Genomic DNA, 25,672 nt, shown 5'->3' on the forward strand with positions numbered 1-25,672 from the left:
CATGATCCATCTATTAAGCTCTGAATGGCTGAAGCTTAGAAAATCGTCTGTCTGGCTGCTTATATTTATAAGCCCTCTTCTGGCAGCATTGGCCGGCTTTGGTGAAGCGGATGTCCCCGGGATGGAGGGAGAGCTGCAATGGCTCTACACCCTCAGCAGCATGGCGTTCGTCCATGCGCTGCTGTTCCTGCCGTTATTGACCGGTGTGTTCTCTGCATTTGTCTGCCGCTATGAGCATTTGGGCGGAGGCTGGAAGCAGCTGCTGTCACTGCCGGTTTCCCGGAGGAATGTATATATCGTGAAATTCAGTCTTGTCATGGGGCTGATCGCTGTTTCTCAGCTTCTTTTTTTAGGCGGCCTGCTGCTGGTGGCACAATTGAAAGGGTTCGACACACCGATTCCGTGGAAAATCATCCTGGAAAGCGTAGCCGGCGGATGGGTTGCCTGCCTTCCGGTCGCAGCCCTGCAGATGTTTGTTTCAGCCGCATGGTCCAGCTTTGCTGCCCCGCTGGCCATTAATGTGGTTTTCACGCTCCCGAACATCCTTGTAGCCAACTCAGAAACCTATGGCCCGTTCTATCCATGGGCACAGCCGTTTCTGACCCTGATTCCGCGGATGGGAGAAGAATTCGGGGCACTGAATGCCTCCATGGAAACCCTCCTGATCGTCATCCTCGGCGGCTTCGTACTGTTTTTCCTATCAGGATTGACGTACTTTCAGCGCAAGGAGATTTAGCAGCCAGTTTATGGTATGAAAAGTGGGACAGGGGCAGAGTTTTGTAGATTTAAAACAATTTAGTCTAAAAACTTTGCTGCTGTTTTCCGTTCCAGGCACTTCGCTTTCCGCGGGGCGGCGCTGAGCCTCCTCCCGCTCCGCGGTGCGGGGTCTCAGCTTTGCCGCTGCAATCCCGCAGGACGTTGATTCCGCTTCTCGAACGCACTTCGCACGAAGAAAATGAGCATGCATTTTATGAGGAGTCTGCGTGCCTTGCACTCCAAACAGCAGGTTTCTAAAACTTTTTATGCAAGCCTATTTTCCGCAAGTTTGTTTTCCCGCTGTCACCACTAAATTCTGTCACAACCCATGGATGTTTTTCCCAATACCTATTAATCCACCATCAAGAAAGCTACAATAGTTATATATACCAAAAAGGAGGCTGCTGCATGAAAGCGACAGGAATCATTCTTGCGGGCGGGCGTTCAAGCCGGATGGGCCGGAATAAGGCGCTGCTCAGCTTAGAGGGAATCACGGTCATTGAACGGGTGCGTGCCGAGCTGAAAAAGACAGTCCAGAGTATCATCATTGTCACCAACACCCCGGAAGACTACGATTTTCTCGGCTGCCCGATGGCTGGTGACATCTATCAGGACGGAGGGCCGCTCGCCGGACTCCATGCAGGACTGAAAAACTCGCAAACAGATTATAATCTTGTCGCAGCCTGTGATATGCCCTTTCTTTCAGCCGGGCTCGGCAGCATCCTTTTAAACGAGCTGGCCGGATGCCAGGCAGCTGTCCCGAAAATCTCCGGGCAGCTTCATCCCTTGTTCGGTGCCTATCACAAGAGTTTATACCGGAGGGCAGAGGAAATGCTGGAGGCAGGCGACCGTAAAATGAGGAATCTGCTGACAGAGGACAGCAGGATACTATCAGAGAAAGAGCTTTTGGATAGAGGCTGGACTGGTGAGGAGTCCTGTTTTTTTAATATGAACCATCCTTCTGAATACGAGCAGGCTAAGCGTATGCTCGGAAGGGAATCTTAAAATTGGGAATGGGGAGTCAATCCTGCTATTCTATATAGATAAAAACTTCGAGAATCCTAAGAGGTGAGAAAATGGATTTTGAACTATCAAAAGAACCGATTGATGTGCAGGCTGTCACTGATAAAGTCATCCAGCGGAATGCCGGGGCGGTCACCGTGTTTATCGGGACGGTCAGGGAGCTGACAGGCGGCAAGAAAACCCTGTATCTTGTGTATGAAGCATATGAGCCGATGGCAGTGAAGAAGCTTGAGCAGATCGGCCATGAAATAGAAGAAAAATGGGAAGGCGCCAAGGCAGCCATCACCCATCGGACAGGCAGGCTGGATATTACCGATATAGCCGTCGTCATTGCTGTATCTACCCCGCATAGGGCGGATGCCTATGAAGCGAACCGCTATGCCATCGAAAGAATCAAGGAAATAGTCCCTATCTGGAAAAAGGAACACTGGGAGGACGGGGAAGAGTGGATCGGCAACCAGCTTGAAACCGTTTCTTATCCGGCTGGACGTCCGCAAAAGGAGGATCTCGATGAATAAAATCAAACTGTTTGCCCACTTGCGGGAAAGTGCAGGCCATGAAGAAATAGAGCTTGAGGCTGCAGGGAAGACGATCAATGAACTGAAAGCCATTTTAACCGAAGCCTATCACCTCAATCTGGAAACCGTTATGACAGCAGTGAATGAAGAATTTGCCCTGGATCACGAGCTGATCAAAGAGGGAGACGTCATTGCTTTCATCCCGCCGGTCAGCGGCGGCTGAGGAGGGGGATAGGTTGGACGAAAGATATTCGCGCCAGACGCTGTTTCCCGGAATCGGCACGGCTGGACAGGAGAAGATCGCCCGGAAGCATGTCCTGATCATTGGTGCCGGGGCGCTGGGGTCAGGCTGTGCAGAGCTCCTTATCCGTGCCGGTGCCGGAAGATTGACGATCATTGACAGAGATTATGTGGAAGAAAGCAATCTCCAGAGGCAGCAGCTTTATGCGGAGAAAGATGCGAGGGAAAAGCTGCCGAAAGCGAAGGCGGCGGAAAGGCGGCTGAAGGAAATAAATTCTTCCGTCAGCTTAAACTGCATCGTTGGGGATGCGGATCCTTCTTTGCTGGCTGAGCTTGCGCCTGGAACTGATCTGATGATTGATGCGACTGACAATTTTGAAACGAGGATGGTCATCAATGATTTGTCGCAGAAACTCGGAATACCTTGGATTTACGGAGCCTGTGTCGGCAGCTTCGGGATGAGCTTTACCGTGATCCCGGGTAAAACCCCATGCCTGAATTGCCTTCTGAAAGCTGTTCCGCTTCAGGGTCTTACCTGTGATACAGGCGGCATCATCGGACCGGCCGTCCAGATGACCGTAGCCCATCAGGGGGCAGAGGCGCTGAAAATCCTTGCAGAGGACTGGGACGCTGTCAGGACTTCGTTTGTCAGCTTCGATCTTTGGCACAGCCAGTATACAAATATGGGGACGGCGAAAGCAAAGGATCCGGGCTGTCCTTCATGCGGGGCTGAAAGGACCTATCCTTACCTTGAGCAGGATAACCGTACAAGAACAGCAGTTCTCTGCGGCCGTGATACCGTCCAGATCCGCCCGCCCGGCAAGCGGGGCCTTGACCTTGAAGGGCTGGCCGGCCAGCTTGGCCGGCTCGGCTATGAAGTAAAGGGCAATCCGTATCTCCTGTCTGCCGAGCTTGGTGCCGAAAGGGCCGTCTTTTTTAGTGATGGCCGGGCTCTCATACATGGCACGAAGGATGAGGCCCATGCAAAATCCATCTACCAGCGCCTGCTTGGTTAAATGCAAGAACCCCTCTGCCTGGCTGCAGAGGGGTTTTGCTTTTTCAGTAAGAAAGCCGCCCCGGGAGATGTCCCGGAACGGCTGGCGAATCTTCTTTATTATTCGTTTGAACCGACAATGACAAGCTTGCCTTCATCAAGAACCTTTTCGTATTGCTCAGCTTCAACCTTAGAAAGGCCTAAGGATTCAAACTTATTACGGAGCTCGTCGCCGCGCTTATTGAACATATTGCCAACAGAATCAAATAAACCCTGTTCCTTCATGCCAACGCTTCCAGTGTTAGTGGCATCTGTTAAATCTTCGGAGCGGTTTTCGTCATGCGCAAAAATAAAGATATTATCCTTTTCATAGCCTTCTGCTGTTAAAGTTTTAATAGTGTCCGTTGCTTGTACGCCGTTTTCACAAACCTCAATTTTATACATGAGTAATTCCTCCTCTAATTTTTTTGGACAATGAGCCTGTCCGCTTATTCTTTTATTTATCCTTTTTTTCCATCCTTAAACTTCGAATTTTGTGTATGATGTTTCAGCAAAATTTTACAAAAAAGGCAGTTGCCATTTTATAATGGAAATGAACGGGTATAGAAAAGGAGCGTAAATATTGAAAAAAGACCAGGAAGTATTAGAACAGATGGAGGCGCTTATGAAGGAACTGAAGACTTCCCGCAAGCAGGCTGCAAGTGCCGCCGCTCTTGAAGGCAGCGGTGGTGCGTTTACCTTTTCACGATTCTTGCGCTACGGATTCAGGAAGTGGAGCTGGAAAATCGGACTGCTTTTATTGTCGCTTATTATGATCGGAATTTTGCTTACAGCAGGAATCTTTTATTTTTATACAGGATCATCAGCTCAAGAAGAGAAAGGGAGTTTTATAGAGCAGGTGCGCGGCCTGTCTACGCTGGCATCGTCACAGGCGCTTGTGAAAGCCGTGATCGAGAAAGAAGACAATGAACTGTTTGGCAGGCAGATAGAAACGGATCTGCCGGGGACAAAGCGCAAGCTTCTGCTGATTGTCCCGGGAACGGTAACGGCAGGGGTCGATCTTGAGCAGATTGGAGAAAAGGACATCAAGGTATCGGAAGAGGATAAGAGGATCGAAGTTTCCCTTCCGAAGGCAAGCATCCTCCAGGAACCATCGCTCGATTTGGAGCATGTCCAAACCTTTTCGGCTTCCGGCATTTTTCGGGATGATGTGAATTGGGATGAGGCATACAGCCTTGCAGCGGAGGCAAAGGAAATGGTAGAGGCGGAAGCGATTGACCAGGGGATTCTTGAACTTGCTGAGAAGAACGCGGAAAAAACGATCAGCGAATTTTTTGGCAGGCTGGGCTATGAAGCCTCTGTCAGCTATAAGGGGGATTCTGATGCAGCTATTAAATAACCGCTGGGGCGAGCTTTTGGAAGAAGAGTTCGAAAAAGCGTATTTTCATGAGCTGGAGAGATTCCTGGAAGAGGAATATGCGAGCGGGACGGTCTATCCGGCCAGGGAGGATATCTTCAACAGCCTGAAGTATACCGATTATGAGGATGTAAAAGTGGTCATCCTGGGCCAGGATCCTTACCATGGACCAGGGCAGGCCCACGGTTTGAGCTTCTCGGTCAAGCCGCAGACCAGGATCCCTCCGTCCTTAAGGAATATCTTCAAGGAGCTTCATGAAGACCTTGGCTGCAAAATCCCTGATAATGGATATCTGGTCAGCTGGGCGGAGCAGGGTGTCCTGCTGCTGAATACCGTTTTGACTGTGCGGGAGGGAGAAGCCCATTCCCATAAAAATAAGGGCTGGGAAACCTTCACCAATAGCGTCATCAGCCTTCTGAATGAAAGGGAAAAGCCGGTGGTGTTCCTGCTTTGGGGAAAGCCGGCCCAGGAAAAGGCCAAGCTGATTGATAATCCGCACCATATAATCCTTAAATCGGTTCACCCCAGCCCATTATCAGCAAGAAGAGGATTCTTTGGGAATCATCATTTTTCAAAAACCAATCAGATTTTGAAGGATAATGGGGAAGAAGAGATAGACTGGCAGATACCAGATCTCTAATTCCGGCATGTTTCACGTGGAACGGAAATTGTATATATGAAAATGCCGTCGAAAGCTGACGGCATTTTTTAATAGACAAGTATAAAATAACGTGGGCAAGGCGCTTCCGCCTTTCTCTATTCAAAGAACTGTCAGAGTTTTAGGATGTATAATGGGTACAAGTCATGTAAAATAGAAACCGATAGCCAAATGAGTTAGAAATAAGACTCAGCAAAGGATGACAGGATTGAACAGCAATCAAGCTAATTGCTTTAAATGCAAGCATTTCTACGTGACATGGGACCGGCAGTTTCCGAAAGGGTGCAGGGCGTTTCAATTCAAGGGAAGGCAGCTGCCATCCAAAGAGGTTGAAAGGGCTTCGGGCCATCCTTGCCTCAAGTTTGAGGGAAAGGCCAAGTGATTGATGCTATTCTGAATAGCATGGTTGCCTGCTGCCGAAAATGAAGCTGTAGAGACACAGAAAAAAGAGGTGAATACTATGCAGATCCCTGTTGGAAATCTGCTTGCCAAGATGGAAAAGGAGCTGCAGGAGGCCAAATCAAGCTCTTCTGAGGAACGGATCCGGGAACGGGTATATTCCATAAAGGCTTTATGCGAGCTGCTTCTGGAAGGTGAGAAGACAAGTTCTGAGCCGGTGCGCCCGGCTGCATCTTATATTCCTCAGCCGGTACAGGAAAGCGTGCCGCTGGCTTCGATTCAGCAGCCCAGAAAGATGAATATGGAAAATGAAGCGAACGGAGATTCAATTTTCGACTTTTAAGCAGTAAATGAAGAGGTGAAATCATGAAAATTTTTATCATAATCGGTGCAATCAATGCATTCCTGGCTGTTGCTCTTGGTGCTTTCGGCGCCCACGGCCTGGAAGGGAAAGTGGAACCAAAGTATCTTGAAACATGGAAAACAGGCGTAACCTATCAAATGTTCCATGCCACCGGGCTCCTGATCATCGGGGTTCTGCTGGGACGCCTGCCGGCAACGGCCTTACTCTCTTGGTCCGGCTGGCTGATGCTGATTGGAATCATCCTTTTCTCCGGAAGCCTGTACGTCCTGACGCTGACAAAGATCAGTGTCCTCGGCGCCATCACGCCGCTCGGCGGAGTTGCCTTCCTTGCTGCGTGGGTTCTCCTGATCATTGCCGCAGTTAAATATCTGTAAAAAAATGAGCCTGGCTGCATAAGCCAGGCTTTTCATTATCTTGGCGGAAAGGCTGCCAGCCCTGGAGCCGCTCCATATGGATAGTCATACTCTATTTCCTCATCAAACGTAATATAATCCAGGTAAATCATCGGGATCAGATAGCGTGTGCCTGACTGCGGATCACTCAAGATCAGATGATCCCTTCCGGCTGCTTCAATGATTCCCTTGAAAATCTTCGCATTCCACTCCCGGTTGTTCTCAAAGGTGGCGTAAACGGTTGCCAGCTTCCCTTTGTTCAGACGGAGGATGTTTTCAATATAAGATTGTTCAATTGGAAGCATTCCCGGGACCTGTGCGGCTGGCGAGACTCCAGTAGTTGGAGATGTGGTGAGCATGGAACCGGACGGCATCTGCGGATAGGCCTGCTGGGCGCCGTATCCCTGTGCCTGTGTGCCGGCCCCATAGTAAGGCTGCTGCTGCTGTGGCTGCTGCTGCTGATAAGGCGGATAAGTGCGGTAATCGACATATTGCTGCTGCGGTACAGATTGCTGTTTCAAGATAAATCCCTCCTAAATTCATTAATAAACAGTGGGACAGTCTGCCTGTGCCGGCTGGAAGAAGCAATGTGATTTATATCTTCCTGCATTCGGCTGATTATACCATTGCGCAGGGCAGTCCCCGGTGGGGCGGAAAAACCAGAGCGAATTGCTGGCAGGATGATGGCGCTGCCCCTTGATGACTTTCCTGGCCAGGTCGAGCTCATTTTGGCGGGGCCGCTGATAAAAGTAGCCCTTGATGGTGGCTTCAAATCCGCCTGGCCGCTGATAAACCATTTTTCGGATGGAAGGAATCTCCTTGAAATCCAGGCAATCGGCCCTGACCCGGTTCACCCCGACGTTGCCGACCATCAGCATGCCCAGATTTCCTTCCCCTTCAGCCTCTGCACGCATCAGCCGTGCGAGAAGCCTTACATCCTCTTCGGTATAAGGAATAACGGCCATAACTTCACCTCTCTCAGCAGCTATTAAAAGGCTGTAAGTGAAAGTATCCGTTTAAAACCAAACTCACTATTTCATAAATATGTGGGAAATGCTGTATTATGCCTGATGGGGAAAAGAAAAGCGGAGGGGGCTTGCTCAGTAAGCAGGAATCTATCTATAGGTAACTGAATAGATAGAAAAATTGGAAGCCGAAATGCAAGCAATGTGACGAATTATTTTTCAATGAAAAAAAGCCCCGGCAAGAGCCGAGGCTTGATTCATATATTATTAAACACTCAGGAAGCTGCCTACCTGATCTTCCAGGAGCAGGTTTCCTACAAAGAAGGAGCCAAATTCGCCGTAGCGGGCACTCACTTCATCAAAGCGCATTTCGTAGACAAGCTTCTTGAATTGAAGCACATCGTCCGCGAAAAGGGTTACTCCCCACTCATAATCGTCAAAGCCGACAGAGCCGGTGATGACCTGCTTTACTTTGCCTGCATATTGGCGGCCGATCATGCCGTGGCTGCGCATCATATTGCGGCGGTCTTCCATAGGGAGCATATACCAGTTGTCTTCACCCTGGCGGCGCTTGTCCATCGGGTAGAAGCAGACATACTTTGCTTTAGGAAGCTCTGGGTAAAGGCGTGCCAGGACATGCGGGTTCTGGTAAGGATCCTCTCCGGCCGGCAGATAGTTGCTGAGCTCCACAACGGAAACATAAGAATGTGCCGGAATCGTATACTCGGCAAGCTTTGATTTATTGAACTCATTCTCAATCTCATTCAGCTCTTCCATTGTAGGGCGCAGGATCATCATCATGAAATCTGCTTTTTGGCCAACGATCGTATATAAAGCATGGCTGCCATTTTTTTCGCTCTGCACGGAATTCCATTTATCCACAAGACCCATAAACTCCTGGATTGCTGCATCGCGCTCTTCTTTCGGAGTCATTTTCCATGTAGTCCAATCCATTGTGCGGAAATCATGGAGGCAATACCAGCCATCAAGCGTTTGTGCTGCTTCAGTCATTCTGATCACTCCTATATATGTACTCGAATTCTCACCAATACTATATCATAGTTTCACCATAACACGTCTGCCTGAAACTTGAAAATTATATGTCACTTATCTGCTGTTCAAAAATAATTCTCAATCAGGTTTCCAACAGTGAAAACAAGGGGATTCAAAAGAATAGCAGACAAGACAAACAGAACGGGGCGGAATCGGATATTTTCCGGCGAAAAGGACCATATTAACATCGTCCGGAACTATCGGATTCCAAGTATTAAATATAAGAATTTTAAGAAAACAAAAACATTTCAGGTGTAACCGCTGCCACTTCTCCTTGTTCTTGAATTTTCACAGTGGAGGAGTATCCTAAGGGAGTGAGAATAGCGGCCCGGGGTGCCTTCTCTATGGATAAAGGCAGTCTCAGCGCCGCTTTAGTCGAGTGATTTGTTACATATAAAAGGAGGATTTTTCATATGAGTGATCTTTTTGAAGGATTAAGGAACAAGGTTTCCGGCAATAATCTGCGAATCGTATTTCCTGAGGGAACGGATGAAAGGATTCTGACAGCAGCAGGCCGTCTGGCAGCTGATAAAATTCTTACGCCTATTCTGATCGGGGACATTGCCCACATCGAGGATAAAGCAAAGTCATTGGATGTATCCCTTGAGTTTGTTGAAATCTACGATCCGAAAAACTTTGCCATGATGGACGAACTTGTTGCTGCATTCGTTGAGCGCCGCAAAGGAAAAGCGACAGAAGAAGATGCCCGCCGCATTCTTCTTGATGAAAACTATTTCGGTACCATGCTTGTTTATGCAAATAAAGCAGACGGCCTTGTAAGCGGAGCTGCACACTCTACTGCAGATACAGTCCGCCCGGCACTTCAGATCATCAAAACAAAAGAAGGCGTCAAAAAGACTTCCGGTGTCTTCATCATGGTCCGCGAAGATGAAAAGTATGTGTTTGCCGACTGTGCAATCAATATTGCACCAGACAGCGCAGATCTTGCGGAAATCGCCATCGAAAGCGCCAAGACAGCAAGAATGTTCGACATCGATCCGCGCGTCGCCATGCTGAGCTTCTCTACAAAGGGCTCTGCGAAATCACCTGAAACAGAAAAAGTATCCCAGGCAGTTGAAGAAGCCAAGCTTCGCGAGCCATTGCTCATCGTGGACGGCGAATTCCAGTTCGACGCTGCCTTCGTTCCATCCGTTGCTGAAAAGAAAGCTCCGGATTCACCGCTGCAGGGAGATGCTAATGTATTTGTATTCCCAAGCCTGGAAGCAGGGAATATCGGCTACAAAATTGCCCAGCGCCTGGGTAACTTTGAAGCGGTCGGACCGATCCTTCAAGGCCTGAACCGCCCGGTAAACGACCTGTCCCGCGGATGCGACCAGGAAGACGTGTATAAGCTTGCGCTAATTACAGCAGCTCAGGCATTGAATCAGTAATAGGAATAGATCCGGTGCATTGTGTGCCGGTTCTTTTTTATGTGATGCGGCTTGGCGCGGTGAGTGAGGCTGTCCAGCTGCCGGTTGGTAGAAAAAACGCCTGATCCGGTAGATTATGGCGTGGGTTCGGTAGAATATAGCGTGAATTCGGTAGATTCCCGTACCAGCTCGGTAGAATATGCTCCGAATTGAACAGAACAGCAACGCCAGCGCCGTCTGTGCCACCAAAAGATGGACTGTTTTCAGGCAGCAAGAGCAGTTTTCTGCAGAAATAGCAGTCAAAACGCGGATCCCCATAATCAAATCGCGCTCTCAATCAGCGGCTCCGCCCCTTTTCTTCTCCCCGCCCCCCATATGCTATAATAATACCCATATTGCTTATTTAAAGGAGTACTGAAGATGAACGAAGCAAGTGAGCTGCTGCATCAGCCGGAGTGGCGGATAATAGACCAGTCGAGTGCAGGTCTGCATTTGAATGCGATGCATTCGTTCGGGATGGATGATACACTCTGTGCTTCTGTCGGCTCTGGGAAAACCCCGGCAACGGCAAGGGCATGGGTTCATGACCGGACGATTGTGCTTGGCATCCAGGATTCGCGCCTTCCGTATCTGGAAGACGGGGTGGACTGGCTGCGCGAGCAGGGTTACCGGACGATTGTCCGCAATTCGGGCGGCCTGGCAGTTGTGCTGGATGAGGGTGTACTGAATTTGTCTCTCATTTTTCCAGAATCGGAAAAAGGGATTGATATCAACCGCGGCTATGATGCTATGTGGCTTTTAATAAAAGAAATGTTCAGCGACTTTCCATATGAAATAGAAGCAAGGGAAATCGTCGGCTCCTATTGCCCCGGGAGCTATGATCTGAGCATCGGCGGCAGGAAGTTTGCCGGCATTTCCCAGCGCAGGCTGCGCAAGGGAGTGGCAGTCCAGATCTATTTATGCGTAAATGGCAGCGGAAGCGGGCGGGCTGAATTGGTACGGGAGTTTTACACCAGGGCGAAAAAGGATGCGGTCACGAAGTTCTTGTACCCTGACATTACACCGCCGGTCATGGCATCGCTCAGCGAGCTGCTCCAGGCCGGGCTGACGATCGCAGATGTGATGATGAGGTTCCTGAACGTGCTGAAAAGCAGATCAGGCAGGCTGTATGCCGGCGGGCTGAATGAAGAAGAGGCCGTACTTTATGAAAGCTATTATGAGCGGGTCGCCGAGCGGAATGAAAAAGTATTCGGCACCCTTCAGGATCACGCCTGATCATCCATCAAATAGTAAAACCGCCCATTAAAAATGGGCGGTTTTCTATTTAAGGGGGCAGGCTGCTGCCATTTCTTCTCTCCAAGTCTATAAAACAGCGGGGTCCTCTATTCTGCTACCTTTTCCAGGTTCCCGTTGCGGTCCATCTTGAATTTGGTGGCCGGGCGTTCTTCCTCATCAAACAGAACCAGTTTTCTTGCCCTGTTCATGATTTTCATGAGCGTCTCGTAATCTTCCTGGATCGTGATGGTATTTTGCTCCAGCATGCCGATTTTTCCTGATAATTCCTCGTTCTGGCTCCTTAGCATCGCGATTTCGCGCTTTAATCTTTCATTCTCGCTTTTTAACAGATCAGCGCTGAGGGTGGAGCCGTTCAGGCTTTGCAAATAGCTGATGACAGAGTCCAGATTCAGCTGGGCCCGCGGCTGTGGCGCCGATTGATAGGCAGGATAAGAGAATACTGGTTCTGGAGCTTCCATTGTTTCTTCCTCAGCATCTGCATCAGCATCTATATCTATCTCTGTATAAGTCTCCGTATAGACTTCTGTTTCCTCTGGCATTGGCAGTGTATCAGCAGTGAGTAATTCAACTTCTTCAACGGCTGGAACCGGAGGATTGTACAGCAGCTTTTTCTTGCCGCCCTGTTCTTTCCCGAGCAGCCTGTTGCGCTGTTTGCGCTGTTTCTTGGCGAGCTGCAGCGCCTTTTCGTAGCGGTGCCTTACAACAGCGTTCCAGCGGAATCCGCAGGCAGCAGAGGTGCGGTTCAGCTTATCTCCGACTTCCTCGAAAGCGTTCAGCTGGGTGCTTCCTTCCCTGACATGCCTTAATACCGTTTCAGCAAGCAATAAATCATTTTCTTCTGACCATGCATCCTGTCTTACTTTCATTTTTTCTTCAGCTCCCTGGGCAAAATTGGTTTATATAACCTTCTAGCCCTAGCATGGCCACATCTTTCTTTCTTTATACAGAGGGAATAAAAGGATAGTAGTTTTTTTTTCTGATATATTCAGGGAGTGGGGAGAAAAGGGAGAATATGCTGGAAAAAATCCCTGCAGCCTGCCATCGAAGCTAAAGATTGCAGCTTGCAATACAAGTTGAGAAAATGTAAAATACCCTTTAGTGCCTCCGGGCAGATTAATTGAGATAGCAATTAAAACTTCTATAGATAAAAATGATAGACCGAGAAAGGGATGTACAAAATGGCAAACGAATTCCGTGTTTGCGACGACTGCCAGGCAGTTAATCTGAAAACACTGATCCCCATGCTGAAGGATATCGACCCTGAGGCAAAAGTGGACGTAGGCTGCCAATCCTATTGCGGGCCGGGCAGGAAGAAGACCTTTGCATTTGTCAACAACCGTCCGCTGGCAGCATTGTCGGAAGAAGAGCTAAGAGAGAAAATCGAAAAAAAGCTGAAAAAATAAATCGCCTTTGACACCTGTCTTAAGGTGATTTTTTATTCGCTGAATGCTGTGCAGCTGCAGCAGATCAGGCAGTTTCTTTTCTTCCCGGTACGTTTAGCCTGCTGCCTGTTTGTGGAAAAAGAACATCATCTGGACACAGGGGGAATTTTATTTTTCCGAAAGCCCTGCTGTGTCTGGATTTTGTCGAAGAAAAGGGAATTACAGCAGATTTTGTAATGATTTAGCGGTGAAAACTGGCTATAATAGATACAAAGGAAAAAAACGGGAATAAGCCAGGCAGGTGCACAGGAAGAGGGGAAAAGATGCCATATTCAACGGAAAAATTAAGCGAAGAAAAAGTATTCAAGGACCCTGTCCATCGCTATATTCATGTTCGTGACAGAATGATCTGGGATTTGATCGGGACGAGGGAATTTCAGCGCTTGAGGCGGATCAAGCAGCTGGGGACGACTTATCTGACCTTCCACGGGGCAGAGCACAGCCGCTTCAATCACTCACTCGGAGTCTACGAGATTGTCAGGCGGATCATCGATGATGTATTTGCCGGCCGTGAACAGTGGGATGGAAATGAACGGCTTGTATCCCTATGCGCGGCGCTCCTGCACGATTTGGGGCATGGCCCATTTTCCCACTCATTCGAGAAGGTATTCGACCTGGATCATGAGCATTACACACAGGCGATCATCCTTGGCAATACAGAAGTGAATCTTGTCCTTTCAAGAGCGGGGAAGGATTTTCCGAAGGATGTAGCTGATGTGATTGCGAAGACTTACCGGAATAAGCAGGTCGTCAGCCTGATTTCCAGCCAGATCGATGCCGACAGGATGGACTATCTGCAGCGCGATGCGTATTTTACGGGTGTCAGCTACGGCCATTTTGATATGGAAAGGATCCTCCGGGTCATGCGCCCGAGGGAGGACCAGGTTGTCATCAAGCAGAGCGGCATGCATGCGGTCGAGGATTATATCATGAGCCGCTACCAGATGTACTGGCAGGTCTATTTCCACCCGGTTACAAGGAGTGCGGAAGTCATATTGACGAAAATCCTGCACCGGGCCAAGCAGCTCCATGAAAATTATTATGCGTTCAAGTACCTTCCCCTCCATTTCTATACACTGTTTGAAGGCGAAGTGACGCTGGAAGACTATCTGAAGCTTGATGAAGCCGTGATACTCTATTATTTCCAGATGTGGCAGGAAGAAGAAGATCCGATCCTGAGGGATTTGTGCAAGCGGTATATGGACCGCAATCTTTTTAAATATGTGGAGTTCGACCCGGCGAAGGAATACAAGAAGCTGGCCGAGCTGTCTGTGCTGTTCAGCAAGGCAGGGCTTGATCCTGAGTATTACCTGGTTGTCGATTCCTCCTCAGATCTTCCGTATGACTTTTACAGGCCGGGAGAGGAAGAGGAGCGTCTTCCGATCCACCTGCAGATGAAAAACGGGGACCTGCGGGAACTGTCGCGCGAATCGGAAATCGTTGATGCGATCTCCGGAAAAAGGCGGACGGACCACAAATTATATTATCCTGCTGATTTGATTATGGACGAGGGCAGCAAGAAGACTGTTAAGAAAAAAATCCGTGAAATGCTGGAGATCTAATCGACATACATAAACGCGGTAATTACTTTGGAGTAGGAGATGAGGGGTTTTGTTAAAAGATCATGCCAATTTGGTGCACGCTTTGGCGGCTTCCGGGGAAGTCATCGGCCGGAAAAAGCTTCAGAAGATGATTTTTATTGCAAAGAAGATTTCTTTTCCTTTTCAGGAGCGGTTTCAGTTCCACTTTTACGGGCCGTATTCAGAGGAGCTGACATTGAGGGTGGAGGAGCTTTGCAATATGGGCTTCCTGAATGAAGTGAAAGAGAAGAAGGGCGGCTATTTTCAATACCGGTACACACTGACGGACAACGGCCGGGAATTTCTTTCCGTCAACCAGGTTGATATGCCCTGCCTGCCGGACTGCCTGGAGGATATGAACAGCCAGAATGCAAGATTCCTGGAGCTTGTCTCAACAGTTTTATATTTTGATAATCTTCCCCGCGAAGAGGTGCAGGAGAAGGTCTTCACTTTAAAAAGCAAGCAGAAGTACACAGAAGAAGAGGTTGAAGAGGCCTATCAATATATCGAAAAGCTGAAAGAAAAAGCTAAGCACTAGCGGTGTGCTTAGCTTTTTCTTTAGTTTGCGGCCTTACGAAGCCAGTTTAAACTTCGTCGCTTAAGCGTTTGCCTGCGACGGCATAGTGGTTTTTGCTCATTTCTTCGATAAATACGACGACTTTGTCTTTGGAAGCACCGGTCGTTTCGCTGACCGCATCGGTCACTTTTTCAACAAGAGCTTTTTTCTGGTCTTCTGTACGTCCTTCAAGCATTTTGACTGTAACATATGGCATATTAACTTCCTCCTTTTTATACTTTTTACTATAGCAGAAGGCTTGCGGGATGTGCCAGTTCGGAACGCCGGCGAACGCTGGGCTTTTCCCGGAAGCGGAGTTTTCCCTTCGCCAGGCATTTCATGTATACTGAAAAATAGATAAGTGTGCAGGCAAGTGCCTGCTGCCTGAGGACTTTATTCATTCAAATAAAGGGGTATTGCCGTTGGAACAATTCTTAGCCTTTTCTTTAAGGGAGATTCCCTATGTTGCTTTGACTTTGATGATCGCTTTTACGGTCCATGAATTTGCCCATGCGTTTGTTGCTTATAAATTCGGCGACCCGACGGCCCAGAAGCAGGGGCGGCTGACGCTCAATCCGATCCACCATCTGGATCCCCTTGGAACCATCCTGATTTTTATAGCAGGATTCGGCTGGGCGCGGCCTGTGCCGGTGAACCGTTTCCACTTTAAAAATCCAAGACTGGCGGGGATTTCGGTTTCGCTTGCCGGACCGCTCAGCAATCTTTTGATGGCTGGCCTGGGCCTCGGCATCTGGTACGGACTGGCCGCGGCCGGTGCAGCAGCGGGCCTGCCTGATTTTGTGCCCGAGTTTCTGGATTTGTTCATTTATTTGAATCTTATGCTGTTTGTGTTTAATCTGCTGCCTTTTCCGCCTCTTGACGGATACCGGATCATTGAGGATCTCGCCCCGGCGGGAATCAGGCCGAAGCTGACACAGTTTGAGGCATATGGTTCTATTATATTCCTGATTCTTGTCATCACACCGCTCGATCAGTATACGATCCAGCCGATCTTCAGCACAGTGCTGCCGGTTCTGATCAACGGAATGCACGACTTCTTCTCGGGACTGTTCCTGCGCGGCTGACGACCCGGGAATCAGGCCTGAATTAAAGATCAAACTAAGATAACTGACCTTTTTAAAAGGAGGATAATTCAAATGGAAGATAAGAAGAAAAAAAATATTGGCTTTAACATCATTAAGAGCGACCCGACAGACGGGCATGGCGGCTTTGGGGGAGGTTCCCTCAGCCTTGATAATGTGTCACCGGTCTTTGTGGATGTAGAAGCGGGGGATGCCCATGTTGATATCGGCGCTATGCATGCGAGAAGCACTGTAGAAAAAGGAATCAAGTTCCTGACAAACCAGGAAGACGTTCCGAACGGAAAGCCTTACTGGCTCGTATGGGTGACGATCGACCGCAAGCAGGAAGGCCCTTATTATGCCGGTGTCACTGCTTGCTTTATGACGGTGGACAGGGAAATCCGCCGCGGCTATAAACTGCTGCCTGAGCATGTCAACAGGCTTGATAAAAGCATCAAACGTCATATCATCGTCGACCATATGGATGACAAGTCTAAAGGAATCCTTGCAGACTTCCTGAAGAATCACGATATGGGCATGTGGGAAAGAGCAGAAGACCAGCTGAAAAAGGATTTGGCTGTCAGCTGAAATATTTGACGAAATTGTGACAGATTTTCGAACTTAAATTCCAACCTACTTGCCGAGCGGCGATAAAAAAAGTAAACTTATTTACAGTGTTGATGCACTGTATAGAACTAGGACACGAAAAACCCCGGGCGGAAACCCGGGGTTTTTCCTTTTATTGAGTGCGTTAAGCCCCCCACTGAAACAGCCTTTTATACCAGGTTTTCTTCTCCTTGGGCTTTTTCGAAGGCTGTTCAGGCTCTTCTTTCATATGCTCCAGATGATCGGTGCAATATTCGGTCGGCTCTGTTCCGGCTGCAAAATAGGTCAGGCGCTGAACCGGACACTGATCAGTGGCGATTTTTCCGTTCTCCGGATTGATATAGACGCCAACCGTTCCTTTTGGACCTTTGAACCGTTTAACGGGCATATCTTTATGGGCATCCTCCATAAACTGGATCCAGATATTCTTCGCATAAGATTTATCTGCAGTCAATGTGATCGGCTTGCCCTGGTCATATCCGGTCCAGACGGCGGAAACGAGCTGTGGCGTGAATCCGGCCATCCAGCTGTCTGTATCGGTGGAGCCAGACTTGCCGGCATAGGGCCTCGTCATTTTGCTGATGATGGTGCTGCCCGTAACGCTGGAATAGCCGTCGAGCTTATGGTCAAACATGCCGGTCATCATTTGCGTCATAACATATGCATCCTCCGGCTTCAGCACTGGCAGAGGCTCTTTCTTTTCTTCATAAATCACTTCGCCTTTATGGTTTTCAACCTTTGTCACCAAAACGGGGGAAACCTTCTTTCCTCCATTGGCAAAAAGGCTGTAGGCATTGGCCAGTTCAATGACCCTTATGCCTGATGTTCCGAGCGCCAGGGAAGGAACCTCAGCCATTTTGGAAGTAATGCCGAACTTTTTCGCTGTTTCTGCAAGCGTATTTTCGCCTAAAAAGAGATGGGTTTTTACAGCATACACATTGTCAGACAAAGCGAGTGCCTGTGCCATGGTGATATCACCATCCGCATATTGATTGTTAAAATTATGCGGCGTGTATTCCTGCCTGCCGTCATCAAAACGGAAGGTGGTCTGCTCGCTCCTCATCATGGTTGCAGGGGTAAATCCCTGCTCGAGGGCGGCATAGTAGAGCAGCGGTTTAATCGTCGAGCCAGGCTGGCGGACTGCCTGCACCGCCCGGTTGAACGGGCTCTCGCTATAGTCCCTTCCGCCGACCATTGCCTTGACATGGCCGTTCTTCGGGTTGACTGATACAAGCCCGACCTGGATCTCCGATTCTTTGCTGATATTGCCGGATACTGCTTTTTCAGCGGCAGCCTGGATTTTTGTATCAAGTGTGGTGTATACCTTCAGGCCGCCAAGCTCTATTGTGCGGTCATCAAGCTGAAGCTGATTTTTCAGGGCACTTTTAACTGCATCCTGAAAATATGGCGCCTTTTCAATTGCTTTATGCGGAAATTCACCGACAAGCTTGAGCGTTGCACCAAAGGCCTTATCAGCTTCCTCCGCGGTGATTTTCCCCTGCATGGCCATTGTGTCCAGAATGATCCGCTGGCGGTCCCTGGCCCTTTCGAAAGAGGCGAGCGGGGAATAGACGCCAGGACCTTTCGGTATCCCGGCAAGCATGGAAGCCTCGGCAAGGTTGAGCTCCTCAGCATCTTTCCCAAAATAGTACTGGCTTGCCGCCTGTACTCCATAAGCGCCATAGCCATAATAAATCGTATTGATATAGCCTTCCAGAATCTCATCTTTTGAATAGTTCATCTCAAGCCTGATTGTATAGAAGGCCTCCATCATTTTCCGTTTCCAAGTCTTCTCGTGTGCGAGAAACAGGTTCCGGGCATACTGCTGGCTGATGGTGCTGGCTCCCTGGACCTTCGCCATCGCTTTTAGATCGGCAAGGGCGGCCCCTGCAATCCGTTTATAGTCAAAGCCATGGTGGGAATGGAAATTCTGGTCCTCGACTGAAACCGTTGCATCTATCAGATAAGGGGAAATATGATCAAGCGTCACCCAATACCGCTTCTGGCCGTTGCTGCTTTCCCCGATCACTTCACCTTCCGCCGAGTAATAAAGAGTCGACTGCGGTACGGCCAGCGGGGGAGGGCCAAGAACCTTCGCATAAATCAGGACAGCGCCGATGGCAAGTCCGGCAGCAATCATTCCTATTAAACTGATGACAGCGGCTGCCCGCACATATTTCTTCGCTCTCCTGAACCGCTGATCGGCCAAGACTTCCATCATATTCACCCCTTTTTATGGACAGTGCCCGCAATGGTCTCCGGCACCCAAATCTGGTCTTTATTCCTAGTATTGAAATAACAGAAGGAATTTATTCGCGAGTTTCATTTTTTTCTTGCAATTTTGCTAGATTCATCTATACTTTTTCTCATGTTTGTAATTAAACAGTTAGGGAAGCATAAAGATAACCGCACAACTTTTAAAAAGTTTTGAGAGCGTTTTATGCGCGCTATACAAATTTTTAAAATGGAAGGATGTTCAGAATGGGACTTTGGTTTACAGAGAAGCAGACAGAGAACTTTGGCATCACAATGAAAGTGAAGCAGACTTTACATACAGAGCAAACTGATTTCCAAAAGCTTGATATGGTAGAGACAGAAGAGTGGGGCAATATGCTCCTCTTGGATGATATGGTCATGACATCCATCAAGGATGAGTTCGTATACCATGAAATGGTGGCACATGTGCCGTTATTCACGCACCCGAACCCTGAAAACGTCCTTGTAGTGGGCGGCGGCGACGGCGGCGTTATCCGCGAGGTGCTGAAGCACCCAAGCGTGAAGAAAGCAACGCTTGTTGAAATCGACGGCAAGGTAATCGAGTACAGCAAGAAGTATCTCCCTGAAATCGCAGGCATGCTTGACGATGAAAGAGTAGAAGTGAAGGTTGACGACGGCTTCATGCATATCGCCAACAGCGAAAATGAATATGACGTCATCATGGTTGACTCCACTGAGCCAGTCGGCCCAGCTGTTAACCTGTTCACTAAAGGCTTCTATGCCGGCATCTCCAAGGCGCTGAAGGAAGACGGCATCTTTGTTGCGCAGTCTGACAACCCTTGGTTCAAGGCAGACCTGATCCGCACAGTCCAGAAGGATGTAAAAGAAATCTTCCCGATGACGAGCCTGTATCTGGCTAACATCCCGACCTATCCAAGCGGCCTTTGGGCATTCACCATCGGAAGCAAGAAATACAACCCGCTTGAAGTGAGCGAAGAGCGCTTCCACGAAATCGATACGAAGTACTACACAAAAGAACTGCACAAAGCAGCGTTTGTACTGCCTAAGTTTGTTCAGGACCTAGTGAAATAATTTTTGGTGCCAGGCACCAGCATATAAAGCGAGGGAGTCATTTTGGTTAGATTTGATGAAGCTTATTCAGGAAATGTATTCATCGGAAGCCATCCGAATTTTATGGAAAGCCAGGCGGTCCTTTACGGAATGCCAATGGACTGGACGGTCAGCTACCGTCCGGGCTCACGCTTCGGCCCGACCCGCATCAGGGAAGTGTCAATCGGACTTGAAGAATACAGCGCGTATCTCGACCGCGAGCTTGCGGAGGTTAAATATTACGATGCCGGCGATATTCCGCTTCCTTTTGGAAATCCGCAGAAAAGCCTTGATCTGATCGAGGAGTTTGTCGATAAGCTACTGGCTGCCGGCAAGTTCCCTCTTGGCATGGGCGGGGAGCATCTCGTTTCATTGCCCGTTTTCAAGGCGATGTATAAGAAATATCCGGATCTTGCCATCATCCATATGGACGCCCATACAGATCTGCGCGAGAACTATGAAGGGGAGCCATTATCCCACTCAACACCGATCCGAAAGGCAGCTGACTTGATCGGCCCTCAGAATATCTTCTCCTTCGGCATCCGTTCAGGAATGAAGGAAGAATTCGAATGGGCAAAAAAAGTCGGAATGCACATTTCAAAATTCGATGTGCACCAGCCGCTCAAGGAAATCCTTCCTAAGCTGGCAGGCCGCCCGGTATACGTAACCATCGACATCGACGTCCTTGACCCGGCCCACGCGCCAGGCACAGGCACAGTCGACGCCGGCGGAATCACATCCAAGGAGCTCCTGGCCTCCATCCACGAAATTGCCCGCTCAAACGTAAAAGTCGTCGGAGCCGACCTCGTGGAAGTAGCACCCATCTACGACCCATCAGAACAAACAGCCAACACAGCCAGCAAACTCATTCGCGAAATGATCTTGGGCTGGGTGAAATAGAAAAGCGGAGGCAAAGCCTTTGTCATAGTAATTTAGAGGGGTACAGAATGAATTCTGTATCCCTTTTAATTTTCCTTAAGTGAATTGAGCAAATAGAGTCTTTTAAAAGCCTTTTTCCTAGAGTCTTGGTTATACCGCTGAAAAAGTTAAAAAAGCCCTGTTGATTGCAGTGGAAGGCACGAAGACTCCTGTGGGAGATAGCGGCAATGCTGAGACCCCGCAGCGCGCAGCGTGAGGAGGCTCAGCGTCGCCCCGCGGAAAGCGAAGTGCCTGGAACGGAAATCAACAGGCCCCCATAATTAAACCAATCCCTATCACTGCCCAACTTCATTTGCACTTCAACCCCAAAAAAATTATAATTAAAAAGTTATACTAAAGAGTTAAACGAAAAGGAAGTGTGCCCGTTGCTAAATAGCCCAGCGGAACAGACACCTGTTAAAATAAAAGTAAAAACCGATATTCGCACCGGAGGCAGCAAAGAAACTTTTGAATTGACTGCGTTTGGCCGATACTATAAAAAAAACGGCTCCCGCTTTCTTCAATATGATGAAGAAAATGAAGCAGGGACAGTTAAAACGATTGTAAAGATGGCGGAAGGGGAAGCCTTGATCCTCCGTTCAGGAGCCGTAAAAATGAGGCTGCCCTTCCGGATGAACAAAAAGATGAGGGGAAGCTATGAAATGCCCTTCGGAACCATGGAAATGCTAACTTTGACAAAAGGACTTTCGCAGTCCTTTGAAGACGGCAGCGGAACAGGGTCATTTGACCTTCTATACGAAATGAAAATGCAGGGATCACAGGCAGGTACATATCATTTGGCAATCACGTTTGAGGAGGAAGGAAAATGAATATAGTCGAACAAGTGCAAAGCAATCTAAAAGAGGAAATCAAGCAGGCAGTCATGAAAGCAGGCCTTGCTGCAGAAGAGCAGATTCCGGATGTAATCCTGGAAACGCCTAAAGAGAAGGCGCATGGCGACTATTCTACCAATATGGCGATGCAGCTCGCACGTGTTGCCAAGAAGGCGCCGCGCATGATTGCCGAGCAGCTGATCGAGAACTTTGACAGCAGTAAAGCATCCATCGAAAAAATTGAAATTGCAGGACCCGGCTTCATCAATTTTTATATGAATAACAGCTATCTGACGAACCTGATTCCAGCTGTGCTTGACGCAGGAGATCAGTACGGAGAAACGAATACAGGCAATGGCCAGAAGGTGCAGATTGAGTTTGTTTCCGCCAACCCGACAGGCGACCTTCACCTGGGACATGCCCGCGGTGCGGCAGTCGGCGATTCCCTCAGCAGCATCCTGGCCAAAGCAGGCTATGATGTATCCCGCGAATATTATATCAATGATGCCGGAAACCAGATCAATAATCTGGCATTGTCCGTTGAGGCCCGTTATTTCCAGGCGCTTGGCATGGAAAAAGAAATGCCTGCCGACGGCTACCACGGTGCAGATATTATCGGCATCGGCCAAAAGCTTGCCGATGAATTCGGCGACAAATATGTGAATGCCGATGAAAAGGAACGCTTTGATGCATTCCGCGAATACGGCCTTAAATACGAAATGGAAAAGCTGAAACAGGATTTGGAAGATTTCCGCGTTCCTTTTGATGTCTGGTACTCAGAAACTTCCCTTTACCAGAACGGCAAGATCGACAATGCTTTGAAAGCACTCAAAGAGAACGGACATGTCTATGAAGAAGAAGGCGCAACCTGGTTCCGTTCTACTGAATTCGGCGATGATAAAGACCGCGTGCTTATCAAGAATGACGGATCTTATACTTATCTGACGCCGGATATTGCTTATCATAAAGACAAGCTCGAGCGCGGATTCGAAAAGCTCATCAATGTATGGGGCGCCGACCACCATGGCTATATCCCGCGTATGAAGGCTGCCATCCAGGCGCTTGGCTACGGCAAGGATGCTCTTGAAGTGGAAATCATCCAGCTTGTCCACCTGTACAAGAACGGCGAAAAGATGAAGATGAGCAAACGAACAGGAAAAGCTGTCACCATGCGCGACCTTGTGGACGAGGTGGGACTTGATGCAGTCCGCTACTTCTTCGCGATGAGAAGTGCTGACACTCATATGGATTTCGACCTTGATTTAGCTGTGTCCCAGTCCAATGATAACCCTGTTTATTATGCCCAGTATGCACACGCGCGCATCTCGAGCATCCTCCGTCAGGGAGAGGAGCAGGGCTTGGCACTCAGCCGCGATGCGGATTTCTCCCTCATCTCTGCTGAAAAGGAAATCGACCTGCTGAAAAAGCTCGGCGAATTCCCGCAGGCGGTTGCCGAAGCGGCAGAAAAGCGTATGCCGCACCGCATCACCAACTATATTTTCGAGCTCGCATCTGCCTTCCACAGCTTCTATAATGCTGAAAAAGTGCTTGATAGCGAAAATCCGGAAAAAACAAAAGCACGTCTCGGTTTGATTAAAGCTGTACAGACAGCATTAAAAAATGCCCTCAAACTAATCGGTGTATCTGCACCGGAAAAAATGTAAGACTTCTTGGCCCCGCTTCCTGAAAGCGGGGTTTTTTTCTGTTTCTATGGCGGTGGAATCATAGAGCTGTTATTGCACATAATAAAGGATATTTATGGAACAATATGAGCTTATTGTAGGAGGAATATGATGAAAATTGTTCTGCTGTCACTTATAACAGGCTTTGCGGTCGGTTTTATTTTTGCCCTGTTCAAACTGCCGATACCCGCCCCGCCAGCATTGGCCGGAGTAGTGGGGATCATCGGCATCTACTTAGGATTTAAGGCATATGAACAAGTAGGCCCTTGGTTTGGAAGCTTTTTAAAATAAGGCAGTGGGGATGCAGGGAGAGTGGAGAATCCTGCAGTAGAGGAGAGGCAGAGGGCGTTGTCCGGCCGGAAAAGAGTGAGCATATGGCCAGGGTGCCCACTGTAGTACATAACTTTATGTAAAAAGAGGAGGTCATGTATCGCGGAATCAGATTGAGGTACATGACCCGGCGAAAAAAGCGCAACTCATGTATCCCAAAAGCAGTCTGAGATACATGACCCGGTGAGGAAAGCGCAATCCATGTATCCCAAAAGCAGTCTGAGGTACATGACCCGGCGAAAAAACCTTAACTCATGTATCCCAAAAGCAGTCTGAGATACATGACCCGTCGAAAAAAGCCTAACTCATGTATCCCAGGAGCAGTCTGAGGTACACGACCCGGCGAAAAAACCTTAACTCATGTATCCCAGGAGCAGTCTGAGATACATGACCCGGCGAAAAAGTCCCGAGTCATGTATCCCAAAAGCAGTCTGAGATACATGACCCGGCGAAAAAATCCCGAGTCATGTATCCCAAAAGCAGTCTGAGATACATGACCCGGCGAAAAAAGCCTAACTCATGTATCCCAAAAGCAGCCTAAGATACATGACCCGGCGAAAAAAGCCTAACTCATGTATCCCAAAAGCGCTCTAAGGTACATGACTCGGCGAAAAAAGCCTAACTCATGTCTCCCAGGAGCAGTCTGAGGTACATGACCCGGCGAAAGTAGCGCAGCTCATGTATCCCAAAAGCAGCCTAAGATACATGACCCGGCGAAAAAAGCCCGACTCATGTATCCCAAAAGCAGTCTGAGGTACATGACCCGGCGAAAAAAGCCCAACCCATGTATCCCAGAAACAGCCCCAGGTACATGATCCGGCCCAAGAACCCCATCTCATGTACCCTAAGCCAGCCCTATTTCCACTCAACCGCCCCGCCGCTGATCCGCTTCACTCCGCGGATCCGGCTGATATCCTCAACAAGCTTTAATAAAGCTTTGTCCTTCATCTTTGCTTCTATCATAAAATCAACATCTTCGCCTATGGCATGAAGGTGATCCAGCAGAGGCTTCAGGAATTCGGCGTCCACGTAGTCTGCATGCGACCTGAAGGCTTTTTCCGATTTAGGCGAAGACACATGGATCTTCGGCTTCATGCCAAAATGATCCCAGGTCCGGAAAATGTCCGGGAGCATATCCTCAAGCGGCCTTTCGCTCAAATTCGCCATATGATGGTGATAGTCAAATATAAGCGGTATCTGCTCCCGCTGGCAGGCGGCGAGCGTTTCTTCAGCGTTATAGGTTTTATCATCATTTTCAAGGGTCATAACCCCTTTTATATGCACAGGAAGGGTTTTTAAATTCTGATAAAAGCGTTCAATGGATGTCTCCTTATCGCCATAGGCCCCGCCGATATGGATATTGATCAGCGCCTGGTTTTCCAGACCCATTGCCTCGAGCATGCGGTAATGGTATTCCATATCAATTACAGCATTTGCTGTGACTTCGCTGCGGGGAGAGGTAAAAAGGGTGAACTGGTTCGGATGGAAGCTGACCCGCAGGCCATTGCCCCTTACCAGTCTGCCGAGCTCCTGCCATTCGTCACGGAAGGGGGAGACAAAATCCCACATGACCTCCGGATGGGTGGCAAGGGGGGCGATGGAGCTTGAGAACCGGTACAGTTCAATATCGTGGGCGAGGTTATAATAAAGCATCCTTCTTGTGCTGCGCAGATTTTCTGCAGTTGCAGCCAGCAGCTTCTGCATTCCTTCTTCTTTTGTCATCTGCTTGTATCTCGTAAATGTCAGTGTTCTCGCAGGGGATGCCTCCCAAAGGCTTACCGCCTGGGAAACATAGCCGAATCGTATTTTCATAAATTACTCCTTTAAAAAAGGCCTGGGTCCGCCGCTGAAGGGAGGAGAGGCGCAAGCCC

29 protein-coding genes are annotated in these 25,672 nt (G+C 48.8%); 21 read left to right on the forward strand and 8 right to left on the reverse strand.

Going from position 1 to position 25,672, the window contains the following annotated elements:
• Position 1: 1 nt before the first annotated feature.
• The 5 genes from LCM00_RS11830 (at position 2) to LCM00_RS11850 (ending at position 3,553) form a co-directional block, all read left to right on the forward strand.
• A complete protein-coding gene (locus tag LCM00_RS11830) occupies positions 2-736 on the forward strand; it encodes an ABC transporter permease (RefSeq protein WP_224901967.1) in 735 nt (244 codons plus the stop codon).
• A 428-nt stretch (positions 737-1,164) separates the two neighbouring features.
• A complete protein-coding gene (gene mobA, locus LCM00_RS11835) occupies positions 1,165-1,761 on the forward strand; it encodes a molybdenum cofactor guanylyltransferase (protein WP_224901969.1) in 597 nt (198 codons plus the stop codon).
• Between the two features lie 71 nt (positions 1,762-1,832).
• A complete protein-coding gene (locus LCM00_RS11840) occupies positions 1,833-2,297 on the forward strand; it encodes a molybdenum cofactor biosynthesis protein MoaE (RefSeq protein ID WP_224901971.1) in 465 nt (154 codons plus the stop codon).
• Complete coding sequence (moaD, locus tag LCM00_RS11845) at positions 2,290-2,520, forward strand: molybdopterin converting factor subunit 1 (RefSeq protein WP_224901973.1); 231 nt, start codon at positions 2,290-2,292, stop codon at positions 2,518-2,520. The genes LCM00_RS11840 and moaD overlap by 8 nt, the downstream gene beginning before the upstream one ends.
• A gap of 13 nt (positions 2,521-2,533) precedes the next feature.
• Positions 2,534-3,553 carry a ThiF family adenylyltransferase gene (locus LCM00_RS11850; protein ID WP_224901975.1) on the forward strand — a complete coding sequence of 340 codons (1,020 nt, stop codon included), beginning with the start codon at positions 2,534-2,536 and terminating at the stop codon, positions 3,551-3,553.
• A gap of 98 nt (positions 3,554-3,651) precedes the next feature.
• On the opposite strand, the gene LCM00_RS11855 is transcribed toward LCM00_RS11850, so the two are convergent.
• The gene (locus LCM00_RS11855) at positions 3,652-3,975 is read right to left on the reverse strand and encodes a general stress protein (protein WP_148975640.1); all 324 of its coding nucleotides are present in this window, start codon (positions 3,973-3,975) and stop codon (positions 3,652-3,654) included.
• A gap of 178 nt (positions 3,976-4,153) precedes the next feature.
• On the opposite strand from LCM00_RS11855, the gene LCM00_RS11860 reads away from it, so the two are divergent.
• The 4 genes from LCM00_RS11860 (at position 4,154) to LCM00_RS11880 (ending at position 6,743) form a co-directional block, all read left to right on the forward strand.
• Positions 4,154-4,930 (forward strand): DUF4230 domain-containing protein, encoded by a 777-nt coding sequence (locus tag LCM00_RS11860; protein ID WP_224901977.1) that lies wholly within the window; start codon positions 4,154-4,156, stop codon positions 4,928-4,930.
• On the forward strand, positions 4,914-5,588 hold the full coding sequence (locus LCM00_RS11865; RefSeq protein WP_404802155.1) for a uracil-DNA glycosylase: 675 nt from the start codon (positions 4,914-4,916) through the stop codon (positions 5,586-5,588). Before LCM00_RS11860 ends, LCM00_RS11865 begins: the two co-directional genes overlap by 17 nt.
• 478 nt (positions 5,589-6,066) lie before the next feature.
• Positions 6,067-6,348 carry a YwdI family protein gene (locus tag LCM00_RS11875; protein WP_224901982.1) on the forward strand — a complete coding sequence of 94 codons (282 nt, stop codon included), beginning with the start codon at positions 6,067-6,069 and terminating at the stop codon, positions 6,346-6,348.
• Between the two features lie 23 nt (positions 6,349-6,371).
• Positions 6,372-6,743, forward strand: a complete 372-nt coding sequence (locus tag LCM00_RS11880; RefSeq protein WP_009794339.1) for a DUF423 domain-containing protein — start codon at positions 6,372-6,374, stop codon at positions 6,741-6,743.
• A gap of 35 nt (positions 6,744-6,778) precedes the next feature.
• Here the strand turns inward: LCM00_RS11880 and gerQ are convergent, their stop codons facing one another.
• The 3 genes from gerQ to hemQ form a co-directional block, all read right to left on the reverse strand.
• Positions 6,779-7,282, reverse strand: a complete 504-nt coding sequence (gene gerQ / locus LCM00_RS11885) for a spore coat protein GerQ (protein WP_224901985.1) — start codon at positions 7,280-7,282, stop codon at positions 6,779-6,781.
• A 21-nt stretch (positions 7,283-7,303) separates the two neighbouring features.
• On the reverse strand, positions 7,304-7,726 hold the full coding sequence (locus LCM00_RS11890) for a cell wall hydrolase (RefSeq protein WP_224901989.1): 423 nt from the start codon (positions 7,724-7,726) through the stop codon (positions 7,304-7,306).
• Positions 7,727-7,993: 267 nt separating this feature from the next.
• The gene (gene hemQ / locus LCM00_RS11895; protein WP_263623337.1) at positions 7,994-8,737 is read right to left on the reverse strand and encodes a hydrogen peroxide-dependent heme synthase; all 744 of its coding nucleotides are present in this window, start codon (positions 8,735-8,737) and stop codon (positions 7,994-7,996) included.
• A gap of 455 nt (positions 8,738-9,192) precedes the next feature.
• On the opposite strand from hemQ, the gene pta reads away from it, so the two are divergent.
• Together pta and LCM00_RS11905 are read left to right on the forward strand one after the other, a co-directional pair.
• Complete coding sequence (gene pta, locus LCM00_RS11900; protein ID WP_224901992.1) at positions 9,193-10,170, forward strand: phosphate acetyltransferase; 978 nt, start codon at positions 9,193-9,195, stop codon at positions 10,168-10,170.
• A gap of 399 nt (positions 10,171-10,569) precedes the next feature.
• On the forward strand, positions 10,570-11,424 hold the full coding sequence (locus tag LCM00_RS11905) for a lipoate--protein ligase family protein (RefSeq protein WP_224901995.1): 855 nt from the start codon (positions 10,570-10,572) through the stop codon (positions 11,422-11,424).
• Between the two features lie 107 nt (positions 11,425-11,531).
• On the opposite strand, the gene LCM00_RS11910 is transcribed toward LCM00_RS11905, so the two are convergent.
• Positions 11,532-12,311, reverse strand: a complete 780-nt coding sequence (locus LCM00_RS11910; RefSeq protein ID WP_224901998.1) for an RsfA family transcriptional regulator — start codon at positions 12,309-12,311, stop codon at positions 11,532-11,534.
• A gap of 312 nt (positions 12,312-12,623) precedes the next feature.
• On the opposite strand from LCM00_RS11910, the gene LCM00_RS11915 reads away from it, so the two are divergent.
• The 3 genes from LCM00_RS11915 to LCM00_RS11925 all read left to right on the forward strand — a co-directional run bounded on the left by LCM00_RS11915 (position 12,624) and on the right by LCM00_RS11925 (position 15,005).
• Complete coding sequence (locus LCM00_RS11915) at positions 12,624-12,848, forward strand: DUF1450 domain-containing protein (protein ID WP_022544517.1); 225 nt, start codon at positions 12,624-12,626, stop codon at positions 12,846-12,848.
• A 302-nt stretch (positions 12,849-13,150) separates the two neighbouring features.
• Positions 13,151-14,449, forward strand: a complete 1,299-nt coding sequence (locus tag LCM00_RS11920; RefSeq protein WP_224902001.1) for an HD domain-containing protein — start codon at positions 13,151-13,153, stop codon at positions 14,447-14,449.
• Between the two features lie 49 nt (positions 14,450-14,498).
• Entirely contained in the window at positions 14,499-15,005 is a 507-nt protein-coding gene (locus tag LCM00_RS11925) for a YwgA family protein (RefSeq protein ID WP_009791656.1), read from the forward strand.
• A gap of 46 nt (positions 15,006-15,051) precedes the next feature.
• Here the strand turns inward: LCM00_RS11925 and LCM00_RS11930 are convergent, their stop codons facing one another.
• Positions 15,052-15,291: a 2-hydroxymuconate tautomerase gene (locus LCM00_RS11930; RefSeq protein WP_224902281.1), complete on the reverse strand. Its 240-nt coding sequence runs from the start codon at positions 15,289-15,291 to the stop codon at positions 15,052-15,054.
• A gap of 154 nt (positions 15,292-15,445) precedes the next feature.
• Between LCM00_RS11930 and LCM00_RS11935 the strand changes: the two genes are divergently transcribed.
• Both LCM00_RS11935 and LCM00_RS11940 read left to right on the forward strand, forming a co-directional pair.
• The gene (locus LCM00_RS11935) at positions 15,446-16,108 is read left to right on the forward strand and encodes a site-2 protease family protein (protein ID WP_224902006.1); all 663 of its coding nucleotides are present in this window, start codon (positions 15,446-15,448) and stop codon (positions 16,106-16,108) included.
• Positions 16,109-16,180: 72 nt separating this feature from the next.
• Positions 16,181-16,693 (forward strand): YwhD family protein, encoded by a 513-nt coding sequence (locus tag LCM00_RS11940; RefSeq protein ID WP_224902009.1) that lies wholly within the window; start codon positions 16,181-16,183, stop codon positions 16,691-16,693.
• Between the two features lie 163 nt (positions 16,694-16,856).
• Here LCM00_RS11940 and LCM00_RS11945 read toward each other — a convergent pair whose 3' ends face one another.
• On the reverse strand, positions 16,857-18,929 hold the full coding sequence (locus LCM00_RS11945) for a transglycosylase domain-containing protein (RefSeq protein WP_224902284.1): 2,073 nt from the start codon (positions 18,927-18,929) through the stop codon (positions 16,857-16,859).
• A gap of 263 nt (positions 18,930-19,192) precedes the next feature.
• Between LCM00_RS11945 and speE the strand changes: the two genes are divergently transcribed.
• The 5 genes from speE to LCM00_RS11970 all read left to right on the forward strand — a co-directional run bounded on the left by speE (position 19,193) and on the right by LCM00_RS11970 (position 23,762).
• On the forward strand, positions 19,193-20,020 hold the full coding sequence (gene speE / locus LCM00_RS11950) for a spermidine synthase (protein ID WP_224902013.1): 828 nt from the start codon (positions 19,193-19,195) through the stop codon (positions 20,018-20,020).
• A 42-nt stretch (positions 20,021-20,062) separates the two neighbouring features.
• A complete protein-coding gene (speB, locus tag LCM00_RS11955) occupies positions 20,063-20,938 on the forward strand; it encodes an agmatinase (RefSeq protein ID WP_224902017.1) in 876 nt (291 codons plus the stop codon).
• 404 nt (positions 20,939-21,342) lie between these two features.
• Positions 21,343-21,786, forward strand: coding sequence for a DUF1934 domain-containing protein (locus tag LCM00_RS11960; RefSeq protein WP_224902020.1), 444 nt, complete (start codon positions 21,343-21,345; stop codon positions 21,784-21,786).
• Positions 21,783-23,453 carry an arginine--tRNA ligase gene (gene argS / locus LCM00_RS11965; RefSeq protein WP_224902023.1) on the forward strand — a complete coding sequence of 557 codons (1,671 nt, stop codon included), beginning with the start codon at positions 21,783-21,785 and terminating at the stop codon, positions 23,451-23,453. The genes LCM00_RS11960 and argS overlap by 4 nt, the downstream gene beginning before the upstream one ends.
• Before the next feature lie 129 nt (positions 23,454-23,582).
• The gene (locus LCM00_RS11970) at positions 23,583-23,762 is read left to right on the forward strand and encodes a XapX domain-containing protein (RefSeq protein WP_224902026.1); all 180 of its coding nucleotides are present in this window, start codon (positions 23,583-23,585) and stop codon (positions 23,760-23,762) included.
• A gap of 894 nt (positions 23,763-24,656) precedes the next feature.
• Here LCM00_RS11970 and uvsE read toward each other — a convergent pair.
• Positions 24,657-25,613: a UV DNA damage repair endonuclease UvsE gene (gene uvsE / locus LCM00_RS11975; protein ID WP_224902029.1), complete on the reverse strand. Its 957-nt coding sequence runs from the start codon at positions 25,611-25,613 to the stop codon at positions 24,657-24,659.
• Positions 25,614-25,672 lie beyond the last annotated feature (59 nt).

Origin of the sequence: Bacillus infantis, from assembly GCF_020171945.1 — a bacterium.
Lineage (GTDB): Bacteria > Bacillota > Bacilli > Bacillales > Cytobacillaceae > Bacillus_AB > Bacillus_AB infantis_A.

Excerpts from the sequence above, each read along its gene's own strand:
- uvsE (WP_224902029.1), bottom strand. The coding sequence starts at position 25,613 with ATGAAAATACGATTCGGCTATGTTTCCCAGGCGGTAAGCCTTTGGGAG.
- LCM00_RS11945 (WP_224902284.1), bottom strand. The coding sequence starts at position 18,929 with ATGGAAGTCTTGGCCGATCAGCGGTTCAGGAGAGCGAAGAAATATGTG.
- LCM00_RS11880 (WP_009794339.1), top strand. The coding sequence starts at position 6,372 with ATGAAAATTTTTATCATAATCGGTGCAATCAATGCATTCCTGGCTGTT.
- pta (WP_224901992.1), top strand. The coding sequence starts at position 9,193 with ATGAGTGATCTTTTTGAAGGATTAAGGAACAAGGTTTCCGGCAATAAT.
- argS (WP_224902023.1), top strand. The coding sequence starts at position 21,783 with ATGAATATAGTCGAACAAGTGCAAAGCAATCTAAAAGAGGAAATCAAG.
- hemQ (WP_263623337.1), bottom strand. The coding sequence starts at position 8,737 with ATGACTGAAGCAGCACAAACGCTTGATGGCTGGTATTGCCTCCATGAT.
- LCM00_RS11855 (WP_148975640.1), bottom strand. The coding sequence starts at position 3,975 with ATGTATAAAATTGAGGTTTGTGAAAACGGCGTACAAGCAACGGACACT.
- LCM00_RS11890 (WP_224901989.1), bottom strand. The coding sequence starts at position 7,726 with ATGGCCGTTATTCCTTATACCGAAGAGGATGTAAGGCTTCTCGCACGG.
- LCM00_RS11830 (WP_224901967.1), top strand. The coding sequence starts at position 2 with ATGATCCATCTATTAAGCTCTGAATGGCTGAAGCTTAGAAAATCGTCT.
- LCM00_RS11940 (WP_224902009.1), top strand. The coding sequence starts at position 16,181 with ATGGAAGATAAGAAGAAAAAAAATATTGGCTTTAACATCATTAAGAGC.
- speE (WP_224902013.1), top strand. The coding sequence starts at position 19,193 with ATGGGACTTTGGTTTACAGAGAAGCAGACAGAGAACTTTGGCATCACA.
- LCM00_RS11905 (WP_224901995.1), top strand. The coding sequence starts at position 10,570 with ATGAACGAAGCAAGTGAGCTGCTGCATCAGCCGGAGTGGCGGATAATA.
- LCM00_RS11840 (WP_224901971.1), top strand. The coding sequence starts at position 1,833 with ATGGATTTTGAACTATCAAAAGAACCGATTGATGTGCAGGCTGTCACT.
- LCM00_RS11920 (WP_224902001.1), top strand. The coding sequence starts at position 13,151 with ATGCCATATTCAACGGAAAAATTAAGCGAAGAAAAAGTATTCAAGGAC.
- moaD (WP_224901973.1), top strand. The coding sequence starts at position 2,290 with ATGAATAAAATCAAACTGTTTGCCCACTTGCGGGAAAGTGCAGGCCAT.
- mobA (WP_224901969.1), top strand. The coding sequence starts at position 1,165 with ATGAAAGCGACAGGAATCATTCTTGCGGGCGGGCGTTCAAGCCGGATG.
- LCM00_RS11875 (WP_224901982.1), top strand. The coding sequence starts at position 6,067 with ATGCAGATCCCTGTTGGAAATCTGCTTGCCAAGATGGAAAAGGAGCTG.
- LCM00_RS11970 (WP_224902026.1), top strand. The coding sequence starts at position 23,583 with ATGAAAATTGTTCTGCTGTCACTTATAACAGGCTTTGCGGTCGGTTTT.
- LCM00_RS11910 (WP_224901998.1), bottom strand. The coding sequence starts at position 12,311 with ATGAAAGTAAGACAGGATGCATGGTCAGAAGAAAATGATTTATTGCTT.
- LCM00_RS11915 (WP_022544517.1), top strand. The coding sequence starts at position 12,624 with ATGGCAAACGAATTCCGTGTTTGCGACGACTGCCAGGCAGTTAATCTG.
- LCM00_RS11865 (WP_404802155.1), top strand. The coding sequence starts at position 4,914 with ATGCAGCTATTAAATAACCGCTGGGGCGAGCTTTTGGAAGAAGAGTTC.